The organism is Streptomyces melanosporofaciens, assembly GCF_900105695.1.
Lineage (GTDB): Bacteria > Actinomycetota > Actinomycetes > Streptomycetales > Streptomycetaceae > Streptomyces > Streptomyces antimycoticus.
Window position 1 is genome coordinate 9,218,503 of sequence record NZ_FNST01000002.1, and the last position, 20,345, is coordinate 9,238,847.

25 protein-coding genes and 1 pseudogene are annotated in these 20,345 nt (G+C 73.9%); 10 read left to right on the forward strand and 16 right to left on the reverse strand.

Features of this window, described 5'->3' with window-relative positions:
- Positions 1-56: 56 nt before the first annotated feature.
- Positions 57-944, forward strand: a pseudogene (locus BLV72_RS42170) (SCO4651 family lipoprotein); the annotation flags it as partial.
- Between the two features lie 53 nt (positions 945-997).
- Here the strand turns inward: BLV72_RS42170 and BLV72_RS42175 are convergent.
- The 7 genes from BLV72_RS42175 to BLV72_RS42200 form a co-directional block, all read right to left on the reverse strand.
- Positions 998-1,246 carry a DUF5133 domain-containing protein gene (locus BLV72_RS42175; RefSeq protein ID WP_093469107.1) on the reverse strand — a complete coding sequence of 83 codons (249 nt, stop codon included), beginning with the start codon at positions 1,244-1,246 and terminating at the stop codon, positions 998-1,000.
- Between the two features lie 153 nt (positions 1,247-1,399).
- On the reverse strand, positions 1,400-2,926 hold the full coding sequence (locus tag BLV72_RS42180) for an FAD-dependent oxidoreductase (RefSeq protein WP_093469108.1): 1,527 nt from the start codon (positions 2,924-2,926) through the stop codon (positions 1,400-1,402).
- Positions 2,919-3,509, reverse strand: a complete 591-nt coding sequence (locus tag BLV72_RS42185; RefSeq protein WP_244321278.1) for a hypothetical protein — start codon at positions 3,507-3,509, stop codon at positions 2,919-2,921. Before BLV72_RS42185 ends, BLV72_RS42180 begins: the two co-directional genes overlap by 8 nt.
- A 302-nt stretch (positions 3,510-3,811) precedes the next feature.
- Positions 3,812-4,444, reverse strand: a complete 633-nt coding sequence (locus tag BLV72_RS42190; protein WP_167746519.1) for an ANTAR domain-containing protein — start codon at positions 4,442-4,444, stop codon at positions 3,812-3,814.
- The gene (locus tag BLV72_RS48465) at positions 4,405-4,704 is read right to left on the reverse strand and encodes a hypothetical protein (RefSeq protein ID WP_167746520.1); all 300 of its coding nucleotides are present in this window, start codon (positions 4,702-4,704) and stop codon (positions 4,405-4,407) included. The genes BLV72_RS42190 and BLV72_RS48465 overlap by 40 nt, the downstream gene beginning before the upstream one ends.
- Positions 4,705-4,862: 158 nt before the next feature.
- A complete protein-coding gene (locus tag BLV72_RS42195; RefSeq protein ID WP_093469111.1) occupies positions 4,863-6,314 on the reverse strand; it encodes a serine hydrolase domain-containing protein in 1,452 nt (483 codons plus the stop codon).
- 109 nt (positions 6,315-6,423) lie between these two features.
- Positions 6,424-6,795, reverse strand: coding sequence for a VOC family protein (locus tag BLV72_RS42200; protein ID WP_093469113.1), 372 nt, complete (start codon positions 6,793-6,795; stop codon positions 6,424-6,426).
- 117 nt (positions 6,796-6,912) lie between these two features.
- Between BLV72_RS42200 and BLV72_RS42205 the strand changes: the two genes are divergently transcribed.
- Positions 6,913-7,989: an enoyl-CoA hydratase/isomerase family protein gene (locus tag BLV72_RS42205; protein WP_093469114.1), complete on the forward strand. Its 1,077-nt coding sequence runs from the start codon at positions 6,913-6,915 to the stop codon at positions 7,987-7,989.
- Between the two features lie 147 nt (positions 7,990-8,136).
- Here the strand turns inward: BLV72_RS42205 and rpsN are convergent, their stop codons facing one another.
- A complete protein-coding gene (rpsN, locus tag BLV72_RS42210; protein WP_093469116.1) occupies positions 8,137-8,442 on the reverse strand; it encodes a 30S ribosomal protein S14 in 306 nt (101 codons plus the stop codon).
- A complete protein-coding gene (gene rpmB, locus BLV72_RS42215) occupies positions 8,442-8,678 on the reverse strand; it encodes a 50S ribosomal protein L28 (protein WP_093469117.1) in 237 nt (78 codons plus the stop codon). Before rpmB ends, rpsN begins: the two co-directional genes overlap by 1 nt.
- Positions 8,679-8,767: 89 nt before the next feature.
- Between rpmB and rpmG the strand changes: the two genes are divergently transcribed.
- Genes rpmG through BLV72_RS42240 form a run of 5 tightly spaced genes read left to right on the forward strand, consistent with a single transcriptional unit; the run spans position 8,768 to position 11,710 of the window.
- Positions 8,768-8,932 carry a 50S ribosomal protein L33 gene (gene rpmG, locus BLV72_RS42220; protein WP_059143937.1) on the forward strand — a complete coding sequence of 55 codons (165 nt, stop codon included), beginning with the start codon at positions 8,768-8,770 and terminating at the stop codon, positions 8,930-8,932.
- Positions 8,933-8,937: 5 nt separating this feature from the next.
- Positions 8,938-9,195 (forward strand): type B 50S ribosomal protein L31, encoded by a 258-nt coding sequence (locus tag BLV72_RS42225; protein ID WP_093469119.1) that lies wholly within the window; start codon positions 8,938-8,940, stop codon positions 9,193-9,195.
- On the forward strand, positions 9,192-10,358 hold the full coding sequence (locus tag BLV72_RS42230) for a GTP-binding protein (RefSeq protein ID WP_093469120.1): 1,167 nt from the start codon (positions 9,192-9,194) through the stop codon (positions 10,356-10,358). Before BLV72_RS42225 ends, BLV72_RS42230 begins: the two co-directional genes overlap by 4 nt.
- A gap of 45 nt (positions 10,359-10,403) precedes the next feature.
- Entirely contained in the window at positions 10,404-10,646 is a 243-nt protein-coding gene (gene rpsR, locus BLV72_RS42235; RefSeq protein WP_093470847.1) for a 30S ribosomal protein S18, read from the forward strand.
- A 53-nt stretch (positions 10,647-10,699) separates the two neighbouring features.
- Positions 10,700-11,710: a cation diffusion facilitator family transporter gene (locus tag BLV72_RS42240; RefSeq protein ID WP_093469122.1), complete on the forward strand. Its 1,011-nt coding sequence runs from the start codon at positions 10,700-10,702 to the stop codon at positions 11,708-11,710.
- A 55-nt stretch (positions 11,711-11,765) separates the two neighbouring features.
- Here BLV72_RS42240 and BLV72_RS42245 read toward each other — a convergent pair whose 3' ends face one another.
- Complete coding sequence (locus BLV72_RS42245; RefSeq protein ID WP_014058546.1) at positions 11,766-12,125, reverse strand: ArsR/SmtB family transcription factor; 360 nt, start codon at positions 12,123-12,125, stop codon at positions 11,766-11,768.
- A 55-nt stretch (positions 12,126-12,180) separates the two neighbouring features.
- Complete coding sequence (locus BLV72_RS42250) at positions 12,181-14,205, reverse strand: heavy metal translocating P-type ATPase (RefSeq protein ID WP_093469123.1); 2,025 nt, start codon at positions 14,203-14,205, stop codon at positions 12,181-12,183.
- Between the two features lie 104 nt (positions 14,206-14,309).
- Between BLV72_RS42250 and BLV72_RS42255 the strand changes: the two genes are divergently transcribed.
- Both BLV72_RS42255 and BLV72_RS42260 read left to right on the forward strand, forming a co-directional pair.
- Positions 14,310-14,696: an ArsR/SmtB family transcription factor gene (locus BLV72_RS42255; protein ID WP_059143835.1), complete on the forward strand. Its 387-nt coding sequence runs from the start codon at positions 14,310-14,312 to the stop codon at positions 14,694-14,696.
- A 3-nt stretch (positions 14,697-14,699) separates the two neighbouring features.
- Entirely contained in the window at positions 14,700-15,965 is a 1,266-nt protein-coding gene (locus BLV72_RS42260; RefSeq protein ID WP_093469125.1) for an APC family permease, read from the forward strand.
- A 118-nt stretch (positions 15,966-16,083) separates the two neighbouring features.
- Here the strand turns inward: BLV72_RS42260 and BLV72_RS42265 are convergent, their stop codons facing one another.
- On the reverse strand, positions 16,084-16,392 hold the full coding sequence (locus BLV72_RS42265) for a hypothetical protein (RefSeq protein WP_093469126.1): 309 nt from the start codon (positions 16,390-16,392) through the stop codon (positions 16,084-16,086).
- Positions 16,382-17,311 (reverse strand): glycosyltransferase family 2 protein, encoded by a 930-nt coding sequence (locus BLV72_RS42270; RefSeq protein WP_425288562.1) that lies wholly within the window; start codon positions 17,309-17,311, stop codon positions 16,382-16,384. The genes BLV72_RS42265 and BLV72_RS42270 overlap by 11 nt, the downstream gene beginning before the upstream one ends.
- A gap of 176 nt (positions 17,312-17,487) precedes the next feature.
- Between BLV72_RS42270 and BLV72_RS42275 the strand changes: the two genes are divergently transcribed.
- Positions 17,488-18,030: a hypothetical protein gene (locus BLV72_RS42275; RefSeq protein ID WP_093469129.1), complete on the forward strand. Its 543-nt coding sequence runs from the start codon at positions 17,488-17,490 to the stop codon at positions 18,028-18,030.
- Between the two features lie 24 nt (positions 18,031-18,054).
- On the opposite strand, the gene BLV72_RS42280 is transcribed toward BLV72_RS42275, so the two are convergent.
- From BLV72_RS42280 to BLV72_RS42290, 3 genes are all read right to left on the reverse strand, one after another.
- Positions 18,055-18,894: an MBL fold metallo-hydrolase gene (locus BLV72_RS42280; protein ID WP_093469131.1), complete on the reverse strand. Its 840-nt coding sequence runs from the start codon at positions 18,892-18,894 to the stop codon at positions 18,055-18,057.
- Positions 18,891-19,424 (reverse strand): hypothetical protein, encoded by a 534-nt coding sequence (locus BLV72_RS42285; protein WP_093469132.1) that lies wholly within the window; start codon positions 19,422-19,424, stop codon positions 18,891-18,893. The genes BLV72_RS42280 and BLV72_RS42285 overlap by 4 nt, the downstream gene beginning before the upstream one ends.
- Positions 19,425-19,830: 406 nt before the next feature.
- A complete protein-coding gene (locus BLV72_RS42290) occupies positions 19,831-20,340 on the reverse strand; it encodes a DinB family protein (protein ID WP_093469134.1) in 510 nt (169 codons plus the stop codon).
- Positions 20,341-20,345 lie beyond the last annotated feature (5 nt).

Here is a 20,345-nt window from a genome sequence, read left to right on the forward strand (position 1 = left end):
TGATACTGTCCCGGATCACAGAGAAACGAACAGAAGTTCTGCAAGGGGTGGGGTATATGGCCATGGTCGTATATGGGGGACATGGCAGAGGCACTCGCGCGGCCGGTGCCGTGCTCGCCGCCGTGCTGCTCTGCGGCGGTGCGGTCGGCTGCGGTTCGTCCGGGGCGGACGGGAAGCCGGAGGGCAAGGCGGGGGAGAAGTCCTCGGAGCAGGTGCGGATGGCCCCGGCGGCGGCCGTGCGGGCGGCCGCGAAGAAGAGCGAGAAGCTCACCTCGTTCCGCTACCGGATGACCGGGCGCACCCCCGAGGACGGGCGGATCGAGGGCGAGGCGGCGATGAGCACCAAGCCCGTCGCGGTCCGGATGACGATGCGCGCACTCGGCCAGGGCACCGACGCGGCGGTGGAGATCCGGCTGGTGGACGGGGCGATGTACCTCGACGGGGGCAAGGAGGCCGCCGGCGAGCTGAACGGGAAGAGCTGGCTCAAGCTGGACCTCTCGGTCCTGGGCGAGAAGGCGACCGGCGCGCTGGGCGGCGGTTCGCTCTCCCGCCAGGCCGACAAGAACCCGGCGGACGACTCGGCCTTCCTCTCCGGCGCCGACGATGTGAAGCGGGTCGGCGAGGAGACCATCGACGGGGTGCGCACGACGCACTACCGCGGCACCATCACCCTGCCTCAGATGCGCGAGAGCCTCGAGGACGAGGACGCGGCGACCCGCAAGCGCCGCGAGAAGAACCTGGAGGAGTACGAGAAGATGGGGGTCGACCGGCTGTCCATGGACATGTGGATCGACCGGGACGGCCACACCAAGCGGTTCCGCATGCGCGGCGAGGGGGACAAGGGCCCGCTCGACATGACCATCACCTTCTCCGGCCTCAATGAGCCGGTCACGGTGAAGGCGCCGCCCGCGAACCAGACCATGGACCTCGCCGAGCTGGCTCGGGGGCCGAGGGCTGATCCGGCGGCGGCGCCTCCGGGGTGGGCGGCGCGGCGGGCTCAGCCGCCCGCTGTGCCCGCCCCGGCCGTGAGGGCCGAGTCGTCCTCCACGCGGGCGCCGGGCAGCTGGTGCCGGGCGGCGATGAGGGCGGCGTCCACATCCCGCGTCCCGGTGGAGACGCACAGGGTGTAGGCGAGGTCGTCCATCCGCTGTCGTACCTCGGCGCCGCCCGATTCGGCGTGCAGCATCCGCAGCGTCTCGTACTGCTCGATGAGGTTCTGAAGTACGACCGGGTGGGCCATCAGCACGGCAGTGGTCCTTTCTCAGCCGGAGGGGGTACGCCACCGCGTATACCCCCATGGCCCGAGGCCATGTGCGTCTTCTCATCAGGCGTCGCCGGGCGGATGCCGCGGGGGTCGGGCGTCGCGGAGTTCAGGCGTCGCGCGGGGGCAGGCGGGGGGTCAGATGTCGCGCTGCTCCAGGGGCCGGTTGGCCGGGCCCTGGAGCACCTGGCCATCGGTTCCGAAGCGGGAGCCGTGGCAGGGGCACTCCCAGGTCCGCTCGGCGGCGTTGAACGCGACGAGGCAGCCCAGATGGGTGCAGCGGGCCGAGAGCGCGTGAGCCGTGCCGTCCTCGTCCCGGTAGACGGCGCAGTGCCGCCCGTTCACACGGACCAGGGCCCCGGTGCCCGGGGCGATCCGGTCGACCGAGGCGGCCTGCGGGGCGCGCAGCCGGTCGCCGACGAAATGCCGCCCGACCTGGAGCTGGTGGCCGAGCAGCGCCGGGGCCTCGCGCAGCGCGGTCCGCAGCCGCCGGGGGTCGTACAGCCCGGCCCACGGCGGCCGCTCACCGCCGATGAGCGCGGTGAGCAACCGGCCCGCCATGATGCCGCCGCTCAGGCCCCAGCCGGCGAAGCCCGTCGCGACGTAGGTGTGGCGTGCGCCGGGGTGGAAGGGGCCGACCATCGGCACGCTGTCGGTGGGGTCGTTGTCCTGGGCGGACCAGCGGTGGGTGATCTCCACGCCGGGGAAGCGCTCCCGGGTCCAGTCGGCCAGCCGCTCGAAGCGCTCCGGGGTGTCCCCGGTGCCGGGTGTGAAGGACTCCCCGGTCACGATCAGCAGCCGCTTCCCGTCGCCGTACGGCGCGGTGCGCACCGACCGAGTGTGATTCTCCGGGGTGATGTACGCGCCCCGGGGGTCCTGTTCGGCGGGGAGGGGCGCGGCCACGACGAGTTCGCGGCGCGGCGAGAGCCGGGTGAACAGCAGCGCCCGGTCGAACACCGGGTAGTGGGTGGCGATCACCACGTCCCCGGCCGTCACCACCGCCCCGCTCTGGGTGGTGACCCGGCAGGGGGACCCTTCCACCAGGCCGGTGGCGCGGGTGTGCTCGTGAATCCGCCCGCCGTGGGCGCGCAGATCCTCGGCGAGCGCGAGGAGATAGCCGCGCGGATGGAACTGCGCCCCTCCCTCGACCCGGATCGCGCCCGCGACCGGATAGGGCAGCCCGGTCTCCGTCACATACGAGGCGGGCAGCCCCGCCTCGTAGGCGGCGTCCACCTCGGCGCGGATGGTGTCCGTGCGCGCCGGGTCCTCGGTGTAGGTGAAGGCCGGGACGTTCTCCAGATCGCAGTCGATGCCGAGCTCGGCCGTGATCGCCACCGCCCGCTCGACGGCGTCGGACTGCGACCGCGCGTACATCCGTGCGCCCTCCGGGCCGCGGGTGCGGCGCAGCCGGTCGTAGATGAGCCCATGCAGCGCCGTGAGCTTGGCGGTGGTGTGGCCGGTGACCCCCGCGGCGATCCGATCCGCCTCCAGCACCGCCACCCGGTGCCCGGCGCGGGTCAGCTCCCATGCGGTGCTCAGCCCCGCGATGCCGGCGCCTACGACGGCGACATCGACCTCCAGGTCCGAGGTCAGGGCCGGGTGGGGGGTGCTGGGCGGTGCGGTGTCAAGCCAGTACGACTCGGGCACACCAGGAAGGTCATTCATCATCCCCGAGTGCCCACCGGCGACCGACTGAAGCGGGCGGACCGGACGCGGCCTGCGCCGGGTCGTCGGCCGAGATCAGCGCCGAGGCGGCCCGGGAGTGCAGCGAGTCCAGGGCCGTGAGCTGCTGCCCGGCCCGCTCCAGCAGTTCGGCGAGGCGGCCCGTCTGCAGCCGGGTGTCATGGACGGCCACGGCGAGCAGCGAGCGCCACAGCAGCGCCTTGCCCTCCACGCCCAGCCGGAGCGCCTCCAGCCCCACCAGCGTGTTCACCCCCGAGCGCCGCCGCGGCCGGCTGCCCGGCGTCAGCCGCGCGGTGCGCTCGGCCGCCCGCGCCGCGCGGACCTTGCCGCGGTGGACGGGGACGTCGAGCGAGGCCATGCACCACAGCAGTGACCTGCGGTCCTGGACGAACTCCGCCGTGAGCCTCGCCAGTTCGCCACCGTAGGCCGAGCGCCGGTGTCTGCGATTCATCCGGCGGGCCAGCCCGACCGATGCCGTGGCGGCCACCAGATGGTCGTTGAGGTAGATCCCGAGCCACGGCGGCGCGTGGATGCCACCGGAGCGGGTCGCGGCCGGTACAGCCATGGTCGTCCTCCCGACGCCGGGCCCCGAGCAGCGCTGTCACGACCCTGCCGGGTACCCCCTGCGCGCAATCCCAAGAGACGACCGCCGGGGAGCCGCTTCCGGGTCGGTCGTCGGGGAGCGGCGGCGTCGGGGTCCTACCGCCGCGAAGCCGCTTCGGGGTCCGCGCCCTCCGGCGCCGCGCCAGCCCGGGGAGCGCTGATGCAGATCTTCGAGCGCGTCCAGCACGACGGTGCGCTCATGCCATCCCAGCCACAGCTCCGCCCGGGTGGCCGGCTGGTGGAGTATCCCGGCCTCGGTGTGGGTCAGGCTGCGCCCCGCCCACACGAGGTCTCGCCCTCGCCGACATGGGCGGAGAAGTCGAGGAACTCCCTGCCGAACCCATGGTGCTGTTCCATCCGCAGCCCGCTCACCGGGTCCGCGAGCTGCAGATCGCCCATGTCGGAGCCCAGCACCTCCAGGGCTTGGCTCAGCGCCCTCTTCACCACCGCGCCGCGGTTGACTTCGCCGGGCCGCACACCCGGCAGGAACGGCAGCGCGGGGGCCTGCTCGGGCGCGCGCTCCGGAAACCACAGCGGGCTGTCCGGATCGGGCCGGTCCATGCGCAGCACCGCGGCCGCCAGGGTCCGCAGTTTGACGTTGTGCGTCTGTGAACTGCGCTTAAGCAGGGTGAACGCCGCCTGTGGATCGGGCAGCCGGTAGCTCTCCCGCAGTACGCCCTTCGCCTGCGCGATCAGAGGGTGCGAGCGCAGTCTGGCGCGTAGATCGACGGTTTCCCGGCGCAGCCGTATCACCTCGGGCTCCGCCGTTCGGCCGCCGTCCCGCGCGGCGGCGTCCGCCCTCGACGCCGCCGCGCCGCAGGCGGTGACGGCCGCCTCGACGGTGTCGTGGATCCGGATCATGCCGTCCACCAGCGCCACGCGCAGCAGCCGCGCCACGGGTTCGTCGGCCCGGCGAGGAGCAGCGCGGCACCGGCTTCGGCCAGGCCTCGCGCGCAGTGCAGCAGCCCCCGCGCCCCGTCCGCCGTGATCTCCCGGACCCGTGAGAGATCCACGATCACGGCGGCGGTGGGTCTGTCCCGGCCGACCTGCCATGCGCCGGTGAACAGGGGATGGTCCGGCCGCTCGAGGCCCCCGTCGGGGCGCAGCACCCACACCGCGCCCGCGGATCCCTCACCCGCCGCCGGGTGCGCCCGCACGCCCGGCGCGTCCCTCCGTACGCCCTGGCCCTCGGCCCTGCCCGTCGCATCGATCTCGCGCGTCTCAGCCTCGTTCCGCAGTCCGCCCGCAAGGGGGCCTTGGTCCGTCCCGGGGGCGGCCCCGGACCGGAGCCCCCCTTTCAGTACGGCGGAACGCGTCAACGCGGCCTTGGTGCGCGCATGACGTGCAGCGGGGCCCGGTGCAGCGGAACCGTGCGCCACCGGGCGGTGAAGACGCGGTCCGCGAGGGAGCAGGTGACCACCAGGTGATGCGGGGTCTCCAGGAACGCCACGTCCACGGTCAGGGTGTCCGGGTCCGTCCAGCCCCCGCTCACCGCCGTGGGGACGGTCGCCCGCGGCCCGTCGTGGACCCGCCACCCCGCGCCGTCGAACCCCAGGTCCAGCCGGGAGGCCTCCTCGGTCAGCGAGACGGTCCATCCGCCGCCGTCCTCGGCCACGGTGACCCCCGTCAGGGTCGGCTGATCCGCGCAGGCGCCGCCTTCGGGGGCGAACTCCGCGCCCGACCAGGCGCCGGGGTCCGTGAGCGGCGCGGGCTTCGCCGCGAGGGGCGGCAGGGCGAGCCGGGACAGCCGCCGCTCCAGCGCGGCGTCCTCGTCCTCGCGGCCGGTGAGCGGCGCCTCGCCGAACGCGGGCAGCAGATGCTCCCACACCGCGTCCAGAACGGCCTGCATCCGCTCGGTATCCGCCGTCGTGGCGATCACCACGTCATGCTCGGGCAGCACCAGGCAGAACTGCCCGAACGCCCCGTCGCCCCGGTACCCGTGCCGGGACATCCAGAACTGGAATCCGTACCCCCGCCGCCAGTCCGGCCCCGAGCCATTGACCATGGCCTCCTCGGTCGCGATGTGCTCCCGCGTCGCCTCGGCGACCCAGGACTCCGGAAGCAGCCGCCGGCCCTCCCACGCGCCGCCCCGCAGATACAGCAGCCCCAGCCGGGCGATCGCGTCGGTGGCGGCGAACAGCCCGCTGAAGCCCAGGTCACGCCCGGCCGGCACCTGCAGCCAGGCCGTCTCGCCGATGCCCAGCGGCTCGAAGAGACGCGGCCGCAGGTACTCCGTCAGCGACTGCCCGGTCACCCGCTGGACGATCGCGGCGAGCGTGTACGTGGCGGGCTGGTTGTAGGCGAAGGCGGTGCCGGGCGCGTGGTCCGGCGGAATCCGCAGGAAGCCGCGCACGGGCTCCTCCGGGTCGCCGCCGAACGCCCGCTCCACGGTCTCCTCGGCATGTCCGCTGGCCATGGACGCGACATGGCGGACGAGCATGGCACGGCTGCCCGGGTCGGTGATCTCCGCCTCGAACTCGGGGAAATACGAGATCACGGGATCGTCGAGGTTCAGCAGCCCCTCGGCCGCGGCCAGCCCCGCGGCCGTGGAGGTGAAGCTCTTGCTGAGGGAGTAGAGCAGATGCGGCCGCTCGGCGGTGTACGGCGCCCACCAGCCGGAGGCGATGAGCCGGCCATGGCGCAGGATCATCAGACTGTGCGGCTCGATGTCCGGCGCGCCCTCGACGGCGTCGAGGAAGGCATGGACGCCCCGCGCGTCCACGCCCTCGGCGGCGGGGGTGCTGGTGGGCAGCGGATGAGCAGTCATCAGACGGGTCCTCGGGGGTCAGTGATGGGCCGCGCCCACCCTCCCCGCCGGGGCGGCGGGTGTCCAGAGCGTTTTGTGCCGACGGCGCTCACGGGGCGGGGAGCGGGTCTCAGCCGCGGCCGGTGTCGATGACGCAGAAGCGGTTTCCGTCCGGGTCGGCCAGGACGATGAAATCGGCGTCCGGCGGATACAGCTCCCAGCGGACCCGCCGGGCGCCGAGCGACACCAGCCGCTCGACCTCGGCGGCCTGATCGGCCGCGTTCCCCGCGTAGAGATCCAGATGGACCCGTGGGCGCCCCTGGACCGGGGTATCGCTGCGGCCGAGCGACAGGCCGGTCCCGGGGCGCCCGTCCGGCGGCACCAGCACCACCCAGTCGTCCTCGATCTCCCCGCGCGGGACGTATCCCAGGGCCCGCGTCCAGAACGCGGCCGCGCGCCGGACGTCCGAGACTCCCAGTACCACGGAACCGATCGACAGCATGTGCCCAGTCAAGCAGAGGGCGCGGCTGTCCCGGGCCGATGGCCCGCTGAGAGGATCGGCGGTGACGGATCGGTGGTGATCCGCGAACGCCCAGACGCCGGAAGGACCGAACACCCCGTGAGCGACTCCGTGACCGACCGCGTGACCGACGACGATGCCGTGCTGACGCGCACCGAGGGCCGCGTCGGACATCTCACCCTCAACCGGCCCCGCGCCCTCAACGCCCTGACCCCTCCGATGGTCACCCGGATCGCCGAGGCCCTCACCGCCTGGGAGCGGGACCCGGCCGTCCAGGCCGTGGTGATCGACGGGGCGGGGGAGCGCGGGCTGTGCGCGGGCGGCGACATCCGCATGATCCATCGAGATGTGACCTCGGGCGGCGGCGCGGCCTCAAGGGCGTTCTGGCGCGACGAGTACATGCTCAACGCCCGGATCGCCCGCTACCCCAAGCCGTATGTGGCCCTGATGGAGGGCATCGTGATGGGCGGGGGCGTCGGGGTCTCGGCCCACGGCAGCGTGCGGATCGTCACCGAGCGCTCCCGGGTGGCCATGCCCGAGACCACGATCGGCTTCGTACCGGACGTCGGCGGCACCTACCTGCTGTCCCGCGCACCGGGCGAACTGGGGACGCATCTGGCGCTCACGGGAGCGTCGGTGGGCGCCGCCGACGCGCTGCGCTGTGGGCTGGCCGACCATGTCGTCCCCTCCGAGCTGCTGCCCGCGCTGACCCGGGACCTGGCCGCGGACCCGGTGCCGGACGTCCTTCCCCGGTACGCGGCGCAGGCCCCGGCCGGAACCCTGGACGACCAGCGGGAGTGGATCGACCACTGCTACGCGGCGGACACCGTCGAGGAGATCGTGGACCGGCTGATGGCCGTCGGGGAACCGGCCGCCAAGGAGACCGCCGAGACCCTTCTCGCCAAGTCCCCCACGGCGCTGAAGGTCACGCTGGCCGCCGTGCGCCGGGCCCGGGCGCTCGACTCGCTGGAGCGCGTCATGGAGCAGGAGTACCGCGTCTCGTGCGCGGCCCTGTCCCGCCCGGACTTCGTCGAGGGCGTCCGCGCCCAGGTGATCGACAAGGACCGCCGCCCCCGCTGGACCCCGGCCGCTCTGGCCGAGGTGACCGACGCGGAGGTGGCCGGCTTCTTCGCACCGCCCGCCGACGGTGACCTCCGCCTCGCCGACGCCCCGTAGCGGGATGCCCGGTCGGCGCCGATGGGCGAGTCCGTGGGCGCCGACAGGGCGAGTTCGTCGGCGTCGATGGGCAACCGTTCGGCGTCCGACGGCATAAATAGTGTGCCAAGCGGCCACCCCGGCAGAGTCGCCCGGAGCGGTGGGGGATCACCAGCTGCTCTTGGTCACCCCCGGGAGTTCGCCCGCGTGTGCCATCTCGCGCAGCCTGATGCGGGAGAGGCCGAAGGCGCGCAGGTGGCCGCGGGGCCGGCCGTCGACGGAGTCGCGGTTGCGTACGCGGGTGGCACTGGCGTCGCGGGGCTGGCGGCGCAGTTCCCGCTGGGCGTCGAGCCGTTCCTGCGCCGAGGTCCGGGGGTCGGCGATGAGCGCCTTCAGCTCGGCGCGGCGCTTGGCGTAACGCGCCACGATCACCCGTCGCTGCTCATTCTTGGCGATCTTGCTCTTCTTGGCCATCAGACCTTCCCTCCCCGGGCGCGGATACGGGCCACGGCCGCTTCGACGCCGATCACGTCGACGGTACGGATGGCCTTGGCGCTGAGGGTGAGCCGGATGTGACGGCCCTCGCTCGGCAGCCAGTAGCGCTTGCGCTGGACGTTGGGGTCGAACCGGCGCTTGGTGCGGCGGTGGGAGTGGGAGACGTGGTGCCCGAAGCCGGGCTGCCGGCCGGTGAGTTGGCAGTGGGCGGACATGGTTCCTCCGTTCGGTGGTGTGGTGTGGATGTCGCGGCAGCGTAGCAGCTAGATGAAAATGAAAACCACTACCGTGTATGCTGTGGCTCATGGCACGCAATGAACTACGCCCGATCGTCAAACTGAGGTCCACCGCGGGCACCGGCTACACGTATGTGACCCGCAAGAACCGGCGGAACGACCCCGACCGGATGACCCTCCGCAAGTACGACCCGGTCGCCGGCCGCCACGTCGACTTCCGTGAGGAGCGCTGACCGCCATGAAGCCCGGCATTCACCCCGCGTACCGGCCCGTGATCTTCCGCGACCGGTCCGCCGACTTCGCCTTCCTCACCCGCTCCACCGCCACCAGCGACAAGACGGTGGAGTGGCAGGACGGCAACACCTACCCGGTCATCGACGTCGAGGTCTCCTCGGCGAGCCACCCCTTCTACACCGGCAACCAGCGCGTCGTGGACACCGCGGGCCGCGTCGAGCGGTTCGAGCGGCGCTACGGACGCGGGCGGAGGGGCCGGTGACCGCGGACGAGAACCGGCTGGCCGTGGCGGTCGTGGGCGGACTGCACGCCGACGCCCGCCGCGCCGCCGTCGAGGAGATCCTGCGCACGGTGCCCGGCTCCGTGGCGCTGCACCACGACCTGTCCGCCGCCACCGACCGCGCCGTGCGCCGCACCGTGCGCGATGCCTCCGGGCCGCTCGGCAGTGGCGAGGCGCCGCTGGTGAACGACTGCGCGTGCTGTGCGCTGCGCGAGGACATGGTCCCCGAGCTGCTGCGGCTGGCCACGGGCGGCGGGCACCGGCTCGCCGTCGTCGAACTGTGGGAGTCGGTCGAGCCCCAGGCCATGGCCGCCGTCATCGCGGCAGAGGGAGCGCCGCTGGAGCTGACCGGGGTGGCCACCGCGGTCGACCCGGCCCTGATGGTGCCGTACCTCGCCAACGGCGACGACCTCGCCGAGGCCGGTCTCGCCGCCGCTCCGACCGACCAGCGCACCATCGCGGACACCTTCGCCCGGCAGTTGGAGTACCCCACCGTGATCGCTGTCGCCGAGGACGAGTCGTCCGAGGAGTCCGCGGGCGACGGGGACCTGGCCCTGCTCACCCACCTCACCCCGGGCGCACGGCACAAGCGGCTCGGCGAGGGGGTCCTGGGGCCCGCGCTTCTCCAGGGCTTCGACATCGCGGCGGCGGCCGCCCGTCAGCACCCGGCGTGCGCGCTGCTGCCGCAGGATGGCGACGACCACGGGGTGGCCACCCTCGTCTGGCGGCGCGAGCGGCCCTTCCACCCGGGGCGGCTCTACGCCGCGCTGGAGGACCTGACCTGCGCCGCCGCCCGCAGCCGGGGCCGCTTCTGGCTGGCGGACCGGGGCGACACCCTGCTGTCGTGGGACGCGGCGGGCGGGGCGCTGTGTGTGGAGTCGGCCGGGCCGTGGCTGGCCGCGCTGCCGGACGCCGCCTGGGAGATGGTCCCGGCCGAGCGGCGGGTCGCCGCCGCGCTCGACTGGCATCCCGACCACGGCGACCGCTGTCAGCACCTCACCTTCACCTCGCCCGGCCTCGACCGTGACGGGCTGCTGGCGCTGCTCGACTCGTGTCTGCTGACCGACGCCGAGTACGCGGCCGGACCGGACGCCTGGCGCCGGCTGCCGCACGCCTTCGACGAACTGCTCGACCAGGTGTCCTGACCGGAGCACGGACACCGCACGCACCACGTAGACAAGGACCCGATGATGGCCCGACGCCTCGACCCCACCCGCCGGGACGCCCGGCGCAACCGGGTGAACCCGCTGGACAAGGCGGGGATCACCTATATCGATTACAAGGACACCGAGCTGCTGCGGAAGTTCATCTCCGACCGCGGCAAGATACGCAGCCGCCGGGTGACCCGGGTGAGCGCGCAGCAGCAGCGGCAGCTGGCCCGCGCCATCAAGAACGCGCGGGAGATGGCGCTGTTGCCTTACGGGTCGCGCTAGGACCCTTCGCCCCGACGGGTGCATGGGTGCGCGTGTATGCACATAATGGCGTCATGGAGTCCCGTCATCACGGACGCTGGTCCCATCGGCGGCACCAGCTCGCGCATCTGCTGAAACCGCACTCCCACGAGTCGGCGCAGAAGGTCGACTCCGCGCTGGAGTCATCGGCCGAGGGCATGCGTGCCCTATGGCTCTCCCTCGCCGTCCTGGGCGCCACCGCGGTGCTCCAGGCCGGGGTCGTCCTGCTGTCCGGCTCGGTGGCGCTGCTGGGCGATACCGTCCACAACGCCGCCGACGCGCTCACCGCGGTGCCGCTCGGCGTGGCGTTCGTCCTGGGCCGCCGTGCGGCGAACCGCCGGTTCACCTACGGCTACGGCCGGGCCGAGGACCTGGCCGGGATCGTCATCGTCCTGACCATCGCCGCCTCGGCGGCCCTGGCCGCCTACGAGGCCGTGGACCGGCTGCTGCACCCGCGCGACATCTCCCATCCGGGCGTCGTGGCGGTCGCGGCGGTCCTCGGCTTCCTCGGCAACGAATGGGTAGCCCGCCACCGGATCCGGGTCGGGCGGCGGATCGGCTCGGCGGCCCTGGTCGCCGATGGGCTGCACGCCCGCACCGACGGTTTCACCTCGCTGGCCGTGCTGGTGGGCGCGGGCGGTGTGGCGCTCGGCTGGCAGGCGGCCGATCCGCTGGTCGGCCTGGCCATCACCGTCGCGATCCTGCTCGTCCTCAAGGACGCGGCCCGCGAGGTGTTCCGGCGGCTGATGGACTCCGTCGACCCGGCGGTGGTCGACGCGGGCGAGGCCGCCCTGCGCGCGGTCCCCGGCGTGCTGCGCGTGACCGAACTGCGGATGCGCTGGATCGGCCACCGGCTGCGCGCCGAGGTCACGGTCGAAGTGGACGGCGGCCTGGAGCTGCGCGCGGCGCACGATGTGGCGGTCGAGGCCGAACACGCCCTCCGCCACACGGTGCCCCGGCTGACCGCCGCCCTGGTGCACACCGATCCGGCCCCTGGGCCGGGCGCACGGGACCCGCATCACCTGCTGGCGCATCACACCGGGTGAGGAGGTCCGGCGGCACCGGGGAGCCGGTGCGGTCGGCGGCCACCGCGCCCCGGCCTCAGTCGTGCGGCGGGGCCCCGGTGACCATGTGGTCCGCGTGGTTGACGGCCTCGGTGACCAGTCGGCGCAGATGGCCGTCGTGAAGGGAGTACACCGAGCGACGGCCCTCCTTGCGCACCTGGACCAGCCCGGCCAGCCGGAGCTTGGCCAGATGCTGGCTCACCGCCGGGCGGGCCGCCCCGCTGGCCTCGGTGAGGGTGTTGACATCGGCCTCGCCCCGGGCGAGGGACCACACCAGATGCAGCCGGGTCGGGTCGGAGAGCAGCGAGAAGACATTGGCGGCCGTGGAGAACTGCGCGGCGCCGCTGTGATGCGCATGCGACCGGGTCGCAGTTGAGGAGGGTTCGCTGACCGGCATGCCCCCATCGTAGAGCGGCGGGCCGAGGGGGGACCCCGCTCGGCCCGCACCGCGCTCAGCCCCCGGCGGCCGGGCGGCGGGCCCGCGCCGCGCCCGGCCAGGCGGAGGTGCGCAGCAGGCGCAGACCGTTGAGGCCCACCAGGACGGTGGAGCCCTCATGGCCCGCCACGCCGAGCGGCAGCGGCAGATGGCCGAACAGATCCCACACCACCAGCGCGCCGATGCACACACACGCGATGACCAGGTTCTGCGCCACCAGGCGGCGGGCGCGCCGCGACAGGGTCACGACCGCGGGCACGGCGGCCAGTTCGTCGCGGACGACCACGGCGTCGGCGGTCTCCAGTGTCAGCGCGGAACCCGCCCGCCCCATGGCGACACCGGCGTGCGCGGCCGCCAGCGCCGGGGCGTCGTTGACTCCGTCGCCGACCATCAGGACCCGCTCCCCGGCGTCCTCCCAGCCCCGTACGGTCGTCACCTTGTCCTGCGGCAGCAGCCCGGCCCGTACGTCGGTGATGCCGACTTCCTCGCCCAGCCGGGCGGCGGCATGCTTGTTGTCGCCGGTCAGCAACACCGGTGGTGTGCCGGTGAGTCGGCCCAGCGAGGCGACGGCTTCGGCGGCCCCGGCGCGCAGCGGAGCGGCGATGGCGAGGACGGCGACGGGGCGGCCGTCGACGAGCACGGCGACGGCGGTGGCACCGCTGTCCTCGACCTCCGCGACGGCTGTACGGATCGGGCCGTCCCCGATGTCTGTACGGACCCGGGCGCCGGGGCAGTCCGGCGGCGCGCCGTCCAGCAGGGCCGTGGGGCTGCCCACCTGGACGGTGTGGTCCGTGACCACCGCCCGTACGCCCCGCCCCGGTGCCGAGGTGAAGTCGGCCGCGGGCTCCAGGCGCAGCCCGCGTTCCCGCGCGGCGGCGACCACCGCACGGGCCAGCGGATGCTCGCTGGGCCGCTCGGCCGCGGCGGCCAGGGCCAGGGCCTCGTCCTCGGTGAGGCCACTGTCCGGGAGCGCCCGGATCCCGCGGACGCGCGCCGACTCCTCGGTGAGCGTTCCGGTCTTGTCCAGCGCCACCCGGGTGACGGCTCCCAGGCGTTCCATGGCCGCGGCGGACTTGACCAGCACGCCGTGGCGTCCGCAGGTGGCGATGGCGGACAGCAGGGGCGGCATGGTGGCGAGCACCACCGCGCACGGCGATGCCACGATCATGAAGGTCATGGCCCGCAGCAGGGTTTCGGTGAGGTCCGCGCCGAAGGCGAGCGGCACCGCGAACAGGGCGAGTGTGGCGGCCACCACGCCGATGGCGTAGCGCTGCTCGATCCTCTCGATGAATAGCTGGCCGGGGGCCTTGCGCTCGCTCGCCTCCTCGACCATGGCCACGATCCGGGCGATGACCGACGCGGAGGCGTCCCGGTCCACCGTGACGCGCAGTGCGCCCGTTCCGTTCAGCGTGCCCGCGAACACCTCGTCGCCGGGCCCCTTGTCCACCGGCAGCGGCTCGCCGGTGATCCCGGCCTGCTGGACGTCGCTCATTCCCTCGCGCACGGTGCCGTCGGCGGGCAGCCGCTCACCGGGCCGGACGAGCACGGTGTCGCCGACGCGCAGCGCGCTGACGTCCACCCGCTCCTCGGCGCCGCCGGGGGTGATCCGCGCGGCGGTGTCGGGTGCCAGATCCAGCAGTCCGCGTACGGAGTCGGCGGTGCGCCGGGTGGCGAACGCCTCCAGCGCGCCCGAGACGGCGAAGATGACGATCAGCAGGGCGCCGTCGAGGAACTGCCCGATCGCCGCCGCCCCGAGCGCGGCCACGACCATCAGCAGATCGACATCAAGGGCCCGTTCTTTGAGGGCGCGCAGCCCCGCCAGGCCGGGCTCCCAGCCCCCGGCGGCGTAGCAGACCGCGTAGAGCGGGCCCCACAGCCACGCGGGGGCGCCCGCCAGGTCGAGTGGGAAGGCGGGCAGGAACGCGGCGGTGGCCAGTGCGGCCCACCGCACCTCGGGCAGCTCGCGGACGCGGGTCCGGCGTGGCCGTACGGGCGGTGGAGCGTCGGCGGAGGGCCGCTCCTCGATGAGCTCGGCGGGCACGGGGGCACACCTCTTCCTCGGGCGGTGGGGCGATGGTCGAACCCCGCCACCATACTGGAACGTATGAAGAGCTCTTCAAGTGTTGCTGTGGATACGATGACGTCATGGGACACGGAGCCGACAGTCAGACCACCCCGGCAGCGCATCTGGACGCGGACTCCGCCGCTACCATCGCCGCCACCCTCCAGGCCCTGGCCACCCCCTCGCGGCTGATGATCCTCACCCGCCTCCGCCAGGACCCCTGCGCGGTCACCGAACTGGCCGAGGCGGTCGGCATGGAGCAGTCCGCGGTCTCCCACCAACTCCGGCTGCTGCGCGCCCTCGGGCTGGTCACCGGCTCACGCCAGGGCCGCCGGATCGTCTACAGCCTCTACGACAACCACGTCGCCCAACTCCTGGACGAGGCCGTCTACCACATCGAGCATCTGCGGCTCGGCGCGCGCGACCTGCCGGCGCCGGCGAAGACCGATCTCGACACGGACCGGGGCTGAGCGGTGGGCGACACGGCGAACACCCCGACCGGGCCGGGGGAGTTGCGACGCCGCCTGGGGGTCTTCGACGCGGTCGTGGTCGGCCTGGGGTCGATGATCGGCGCGGGCATCTTCGGGGCGCTGGCGCCCGCGGCGCGGGAGGCGGGGTCGGGGCTGCTGCTCGGTCTGGTGGCCGCCGGGGTGGTGGCGTACTGCAACGCCACCTCCTCCGCGCGGCTGGCCGCCCGCTATCCGCGCTCGGGCGGCACCTATGTCTACGGCCGTGAGCGGCTGGGCGACTTCTGGGGGTATCTGGCCGGCTGGGGGTTCGTGGTCGGCAAGACCGCCTCCTGCGCGGCGATGGCCCTGACCGTCGGCTCCTATGTCTGGCCCGATCACGCGTCCGCGGTGGCGGTGGCGGCCGTGGTGGCGCTGACGGCCGTCAACTACGTGGGGGTGCACAAGGCCGCCTGGCTGACCCGGGCCATCGTGGCCGTCGTGCTCGCGGTCCTGGCCGCCGTGGTCGTCGCCCTCCTCACCTCCGGGGAAGCGGACGCGGCACGGCTGGAGATCGGCCGGGACGCCACGCTCGGCGGGGTGCTGCGCGCGGGCGGCCTGCTGTTCTTCGCCTTCGCCGGATACGCCCGTATCGCCACCCTCGGTGAGGAGGTCCGCGACCCGGCACGCACCATTCCGCGCGCCATTCCGCTCGCGCTCGGCATCACTCTGGCCGTCTACGCGGCGGTCGCGATCGCCTCGCTGACCGTGCTGGGCAGCGGCGGGCTGGCCGCGGCGGGCGCCCCGCTGGCCGAGGCGGTGCGCGCCGCCGGGCTCGCGTGGCTGGTGCCGGTGGTGCGGGCGGGCGCCGCGGTGGCCGCGCTCGGGTCGCTGCTCGCGCTGATCCTGGGCGTCTCCCGGACCACCCTGGCCATGGCCCGCGACCGGCACCTCCCGCCCGCGCTGGCCGCCGTGCACCCCCGGTTCGCGGTGCCGCACCGCGCCGAGCTGGCCGTGGGCGCGGTGGTGGCGGTCCTGGCGGCGACGGCGGATCTGCGCGGTGCGATCGGGTTTTCCTCGTTCGGAGTGCTGGCCTACTACGCCGTCGCCAACGCCTCCGCCTGGACCCTCACCCCGGCCGAGGGCCGCCCACCGCGGATCGTGCCGGGGCTCGGTCTGGCCGGGTGTCTGCTGCTGGCCTTCGCCCTGCCCGTCTCCTCGGTGGTCTCCGGCGCGGCGGTGCTGGCCCTGGGCGCGGCGGCCTACGGCGTGCGGCGCGCGGCCACCAGGTAGGCGGCTTCGCCGCCGGTGGGCCGCTGGCCGGTCGCCCGTGCGTCCCTCCGTCCGCTGTCGGTGACGATCACGGACGGCGGCCCGGGCGTTCGGTCGGCCGGTTCGGGGCGTGCGGCGGCTACGCCTGCCGGTCGCGGGTGTTGATGGCGACCGTCGTGCGGCCATCGGCGGTCCCGGACCGCGGCTCCCGCGCCGCCGCCTCCAGCGCGCGCCGCGCCTCCGGCGTCTGCCGTGCTTCCAGGGCGTGCCGTGCCTTCAGTGCGTGCCGCGCTTTCAGTACCTGTCGTGCCTCCGGGGCCTGCCGTGCCTTCAGTGCCTGTCGTGCCTTCAGCGCGTGCCGCACCTCCAAGGCCTGCCGCACCTCCAGTGCCTGCCGCACCCCCGGCGCCGCGGGGTCGCATCGCCGGCCGGCCCCGTCATCGGTCATGGGTGACGACCTGCCTCTCGTCCTGCCGCGCCCCCTCGTCCGCGCGCTGCCCGTCCACGCGCCGGGCGGCCTCCTCGATCCACGGTGGCAGCGGGCGGCGCAGCCACAGTGCGGCCGGCAGCCGGGCGAGCAGACCGCGCAGCGCGGCGCGCGCCACCGGGTCCCGCCCGCCCTCGGTGAGGAGTGCGGCGGTGCGGCGGGCCGCGAGGGGCAGCGGGCGGCGCAGCCAGCAGCCGATCAGCTCGTCGCGCCGCATCGCGGCGATGCGCTCCTCGGACGGCGAGGGGGCCGGTTCGCGGTGGGCGACCACCTCGGGGCAGTACGAGACGCCCCAGCCCATCGCCGCGAGGTCGTAGGCGAGCAGGGTCTCCTCGCCGCCGGAGAGGGCCAGCGGATGGAAGCCGCCCGCCTCCAGGAAGGCGCCGCGGCGCACCACGGCCGCACAGGCGAGGAAGTCGTACACCTCCGGTCCGGGGAGGTCCTCGGCGCGGCCGACGGGAGAGGCGGCCAGTGTGGCGTTCAGGGAATCGGGCCGCTCCGCCGGGCCGACCCGCAGTTGGCCGGCCAGCGCCCCCAGCCGCGGATGGCCGTTCAGCACGGTGGCCGCCCGTGCCAGGGCGCCGGGGTGCCACCAGGAGTCGTCGTCGCTGAAGGCCACGTAGGGGGTGCCGATGGCGCGTACGCCGTCGTTGCGCGCGAGCGACCCGCGGTCGTCCCCCTGGGCAAGGACCCGCACGTGGGGATACCGTTCGGCGACCATGGCCCTGGTGTGGTCCGTCGAGCCGTTGTCCACGACCACGACCGGTGGCCGCTCCGGCAGGGCGGTGAGGTGTTCCAGAGCCGTGGCGAGACTTTCCGCGCGGTCGCGGGTGGCGACGACCACGCCGACGGCGGGGCCCGGCGCGTTCATGGCCTCCATGTACCCGGCCAACCGGCCACTATGCGGTGCGCGGCCGGCTACACGGGGCTCGGCGCGCCGACGTATGGCGTGATCTGTGTCATGCCGGAGCCCGTCAACGTGATCTACGTCATGTTAGACACCGCCGTTCCGCGGGTACGGTGCTGACATCTATCGCGTACAAGGAGCGGCGTCGTTTGTCCCTGGACCTGTCATCCGTCATCGCTGCGACCACGCAGTGGCTGATCAGGGCCTACCCGGCGGCCGACGGAGCGATGAACGCGGCGCTCGCCGAGGCCCAGGCGAGACAGGCCGTGACGCTGGCCACCCTGCTGCGCTACGCGACCCCCACCGACTGCCCCCTGTCACCCCTCGCCGGACCGGACGGCTCCTTCCGGCTGGACTGGCTCGTGGACGCGGAGCCGTACGAGATCAGCGGCCCCGACGGCGTCTGGCGCACCTGGGTGGACGAGGTCGTGGCGAGCTGGGCCGCGGCCCTGCTCACCTGCTCCACGCTGGCGTCCCAGGCCGTGGCGGCGCTCGGCGACCGTGAGGACGGCGGCGGATCCCCCGGGGAGTGGCGGCGGCTCACGGCCCCCGACGCGCTCGACTGCCGGGCCGCACCGCTGCTGCGCCATCCGGATCTGATGGCGCTCGTCGTGGACCTCCACCGTCCGCAGTTGGTGGAACGTCTGCGGCGGCTGCACAGCGACGACCAGACGCCCACCAGCGCGGTCTGACCGCCACGGTGGCACCGGCGGCCTTCACGGCGTCGCAAGCACCCCTTGCGCGTTCACGGTGACGTGCTCCCCGCGGGCGCAGTGGACGACCGCGGACGGGAAGTCCGGGCTCCGGCTCTCCTCCAGGAACGCGGAGAGCGGGGAGCTGAAGGCGGCGTAGTCGTCGTAGTGCACCGGCAGCACCCGCTCCGGCCGCACCGCCTTGACCAGACCGGCCCCCTGGAGCGCGTCCATGGTCACGATGAGCCCGCCCGGAAGCCGGGTGCCGCCCAGGTGGACCACCGCGAGATGCACCTCCGGGTAGCGCCGGGCGATCTCATGGATGCCCGGGAACATCAGCGTGTCGCCGGTGATGTAGACCCGCAGCCGAGGAGGCTGCCCCGGCGCGCCGAAGTCCAGCAGGCTTCCCATCACCGGTGGCAGCAGCTTCTGCCACCGGCCGGGGGCGTGTCTGCCCGGCAGCGCGGTGACCCGGACCTGGCTGTGATCCTTCACCAGGACCTGATCGTGCCAGGTGGGCAGCCCGGTCGCCCGGCTGAACCCATGGACGCCCTGCAGCCGCCGGGAGGCGTGCGGGGTGGTGATGATGGGCAGTGAGTGGTCCAGCCGCCGGCGTGCCACCCGGTCCCAGTGGTCGCCGTGCAGATGCGAGAGCACCACGGCGTCCAGGTCGGACGGTATGTCGGAGGCGGCCAGGGCGGGCTCGGTCAGCCGCCGGGACATCAGCCCCTTGCCCAGGTAGGCGTACTGGCCCCGGTGCAGGAAGTTCGGGTCGGTGAGCAGCGTCAGCGCGCCGTAGCGGATGAGGAGGGTGGCGTTGCCGATGAAGAGGAACTCGGCGGCGCCGTCCGGCGGAGGCGTCATGGCCCGACCACCGCCTCTCGCGACTCCGCCCGATCGGGGGTGAACATCGTGGCTGCCGCGCCGTCGTGCAGCGACTCCAGCAGCTCGCGCTGCCGCCGCGCGCGCGTCAGCAGCTCGGTCAGCCGATCGGGGTCCAGCCGGGTGTCCTCGCCGGTCGCGGCCAGCAGCGAATGCCACAGCATCGCCTTGCCCTCCACACCGATCCGCAGCGACTCCAGCTCGACGACCGAGCTGAGCCCGGCACGCCGCCGCAGGCGGCCGTTGGGCTTCAGCCGCGCCGCCTTCTCGCCCAGCCAGCCCCCGTAGAGCTTGTAGCGGCGTACGGGCACCTCGAGGTCGGCCATGAGGGACAGGAGCGCCGCACGGTCCTCCATGATCTGTACGGCGAGGTCCTCCAGCTCGCCGCCGAAGGGCGACCGCCGGTGCTCACGGGCCGCGCGGCGGGCCAGCTCCATTCCGGCCGTCGCTCCGGCCAGGTGGTCATTGAGGTAGATGCCGAGCATGCGGGGGGATGTCCTGGGCTCGCTCATGATCGTCCTTCCGGCTTCCGCAAGGTCGTATCAGGCCACGCGCCCCACGGAGTGCCCAGCCCCGGCCGCCTCAACCAGCCCCCGTGCCCCCGCCGCCCCACCCGGGCCGCGCGGTCTCAGCCGCAGTCCGGACCGGCCGCCCGCCACCCGCCGGAACCACCCGATGCCGGTAGCGCGGGCACCGGACGACGCCGCCACGCTCATAGCCGAAGGTGCGGTCCGCTGCCGGGTGCCAGGTTGGGCGCGATCACCGTGGCGGGCGCACACCGCCGTTCTCACCGGGCCGGAGAGGGCGCCCGTTGCGCCCCGGCGTGGCCCAGGGCGCGTGCGCGGGCGGGGTGGGATCAGCCGGAACCAGGCTGGGCCATGGTGTGCCGGACAACGCGCCCGCGCCCGAGCGAGGGGCTCAGGCCCCCACGACCCCGTCCACACCCTCGCGCAGGAAGTCCGCGTGCCCGTTGTGGCGGCCGTACTCCAGCAGCACATGCACCAGCACCATCCGCAGCGACACCTCCTCCTCCCACCGCGGCTGATAGCCCACCAGGTCGAGCGATTCCGCCTCCCGCTCGATCCGGCGGGAGGTCTCGACCTCCGCCTCCCAGGCCGCGAACGCCTCGGCCCGGGACGATCCGCTCACGTCGTACGCCGCCTGGAAGTCGATCGTCGGCGCCCAGACCATCGGCGCGTCGTGGTCCTCGAACACCCGCCGGAACCAGGCCCGTTCCACCTCGGCCATGTGCCGCACCAGGCCCAGCAGCGTCAGCGTCGAGGGCGGCATCGACCGCTGCCGCAACTCCTCGTCGCCGAGCCCCTCGCACTTCATGGCGAGCGTCGCCCGCTGGTAGTCGAGGAAGGCGCGCAGGGTCGCGCGCTCGTCGCCGAGGTGGGGCGGCTCTGGGCGGCTGTCGGCGGTCATGGTGG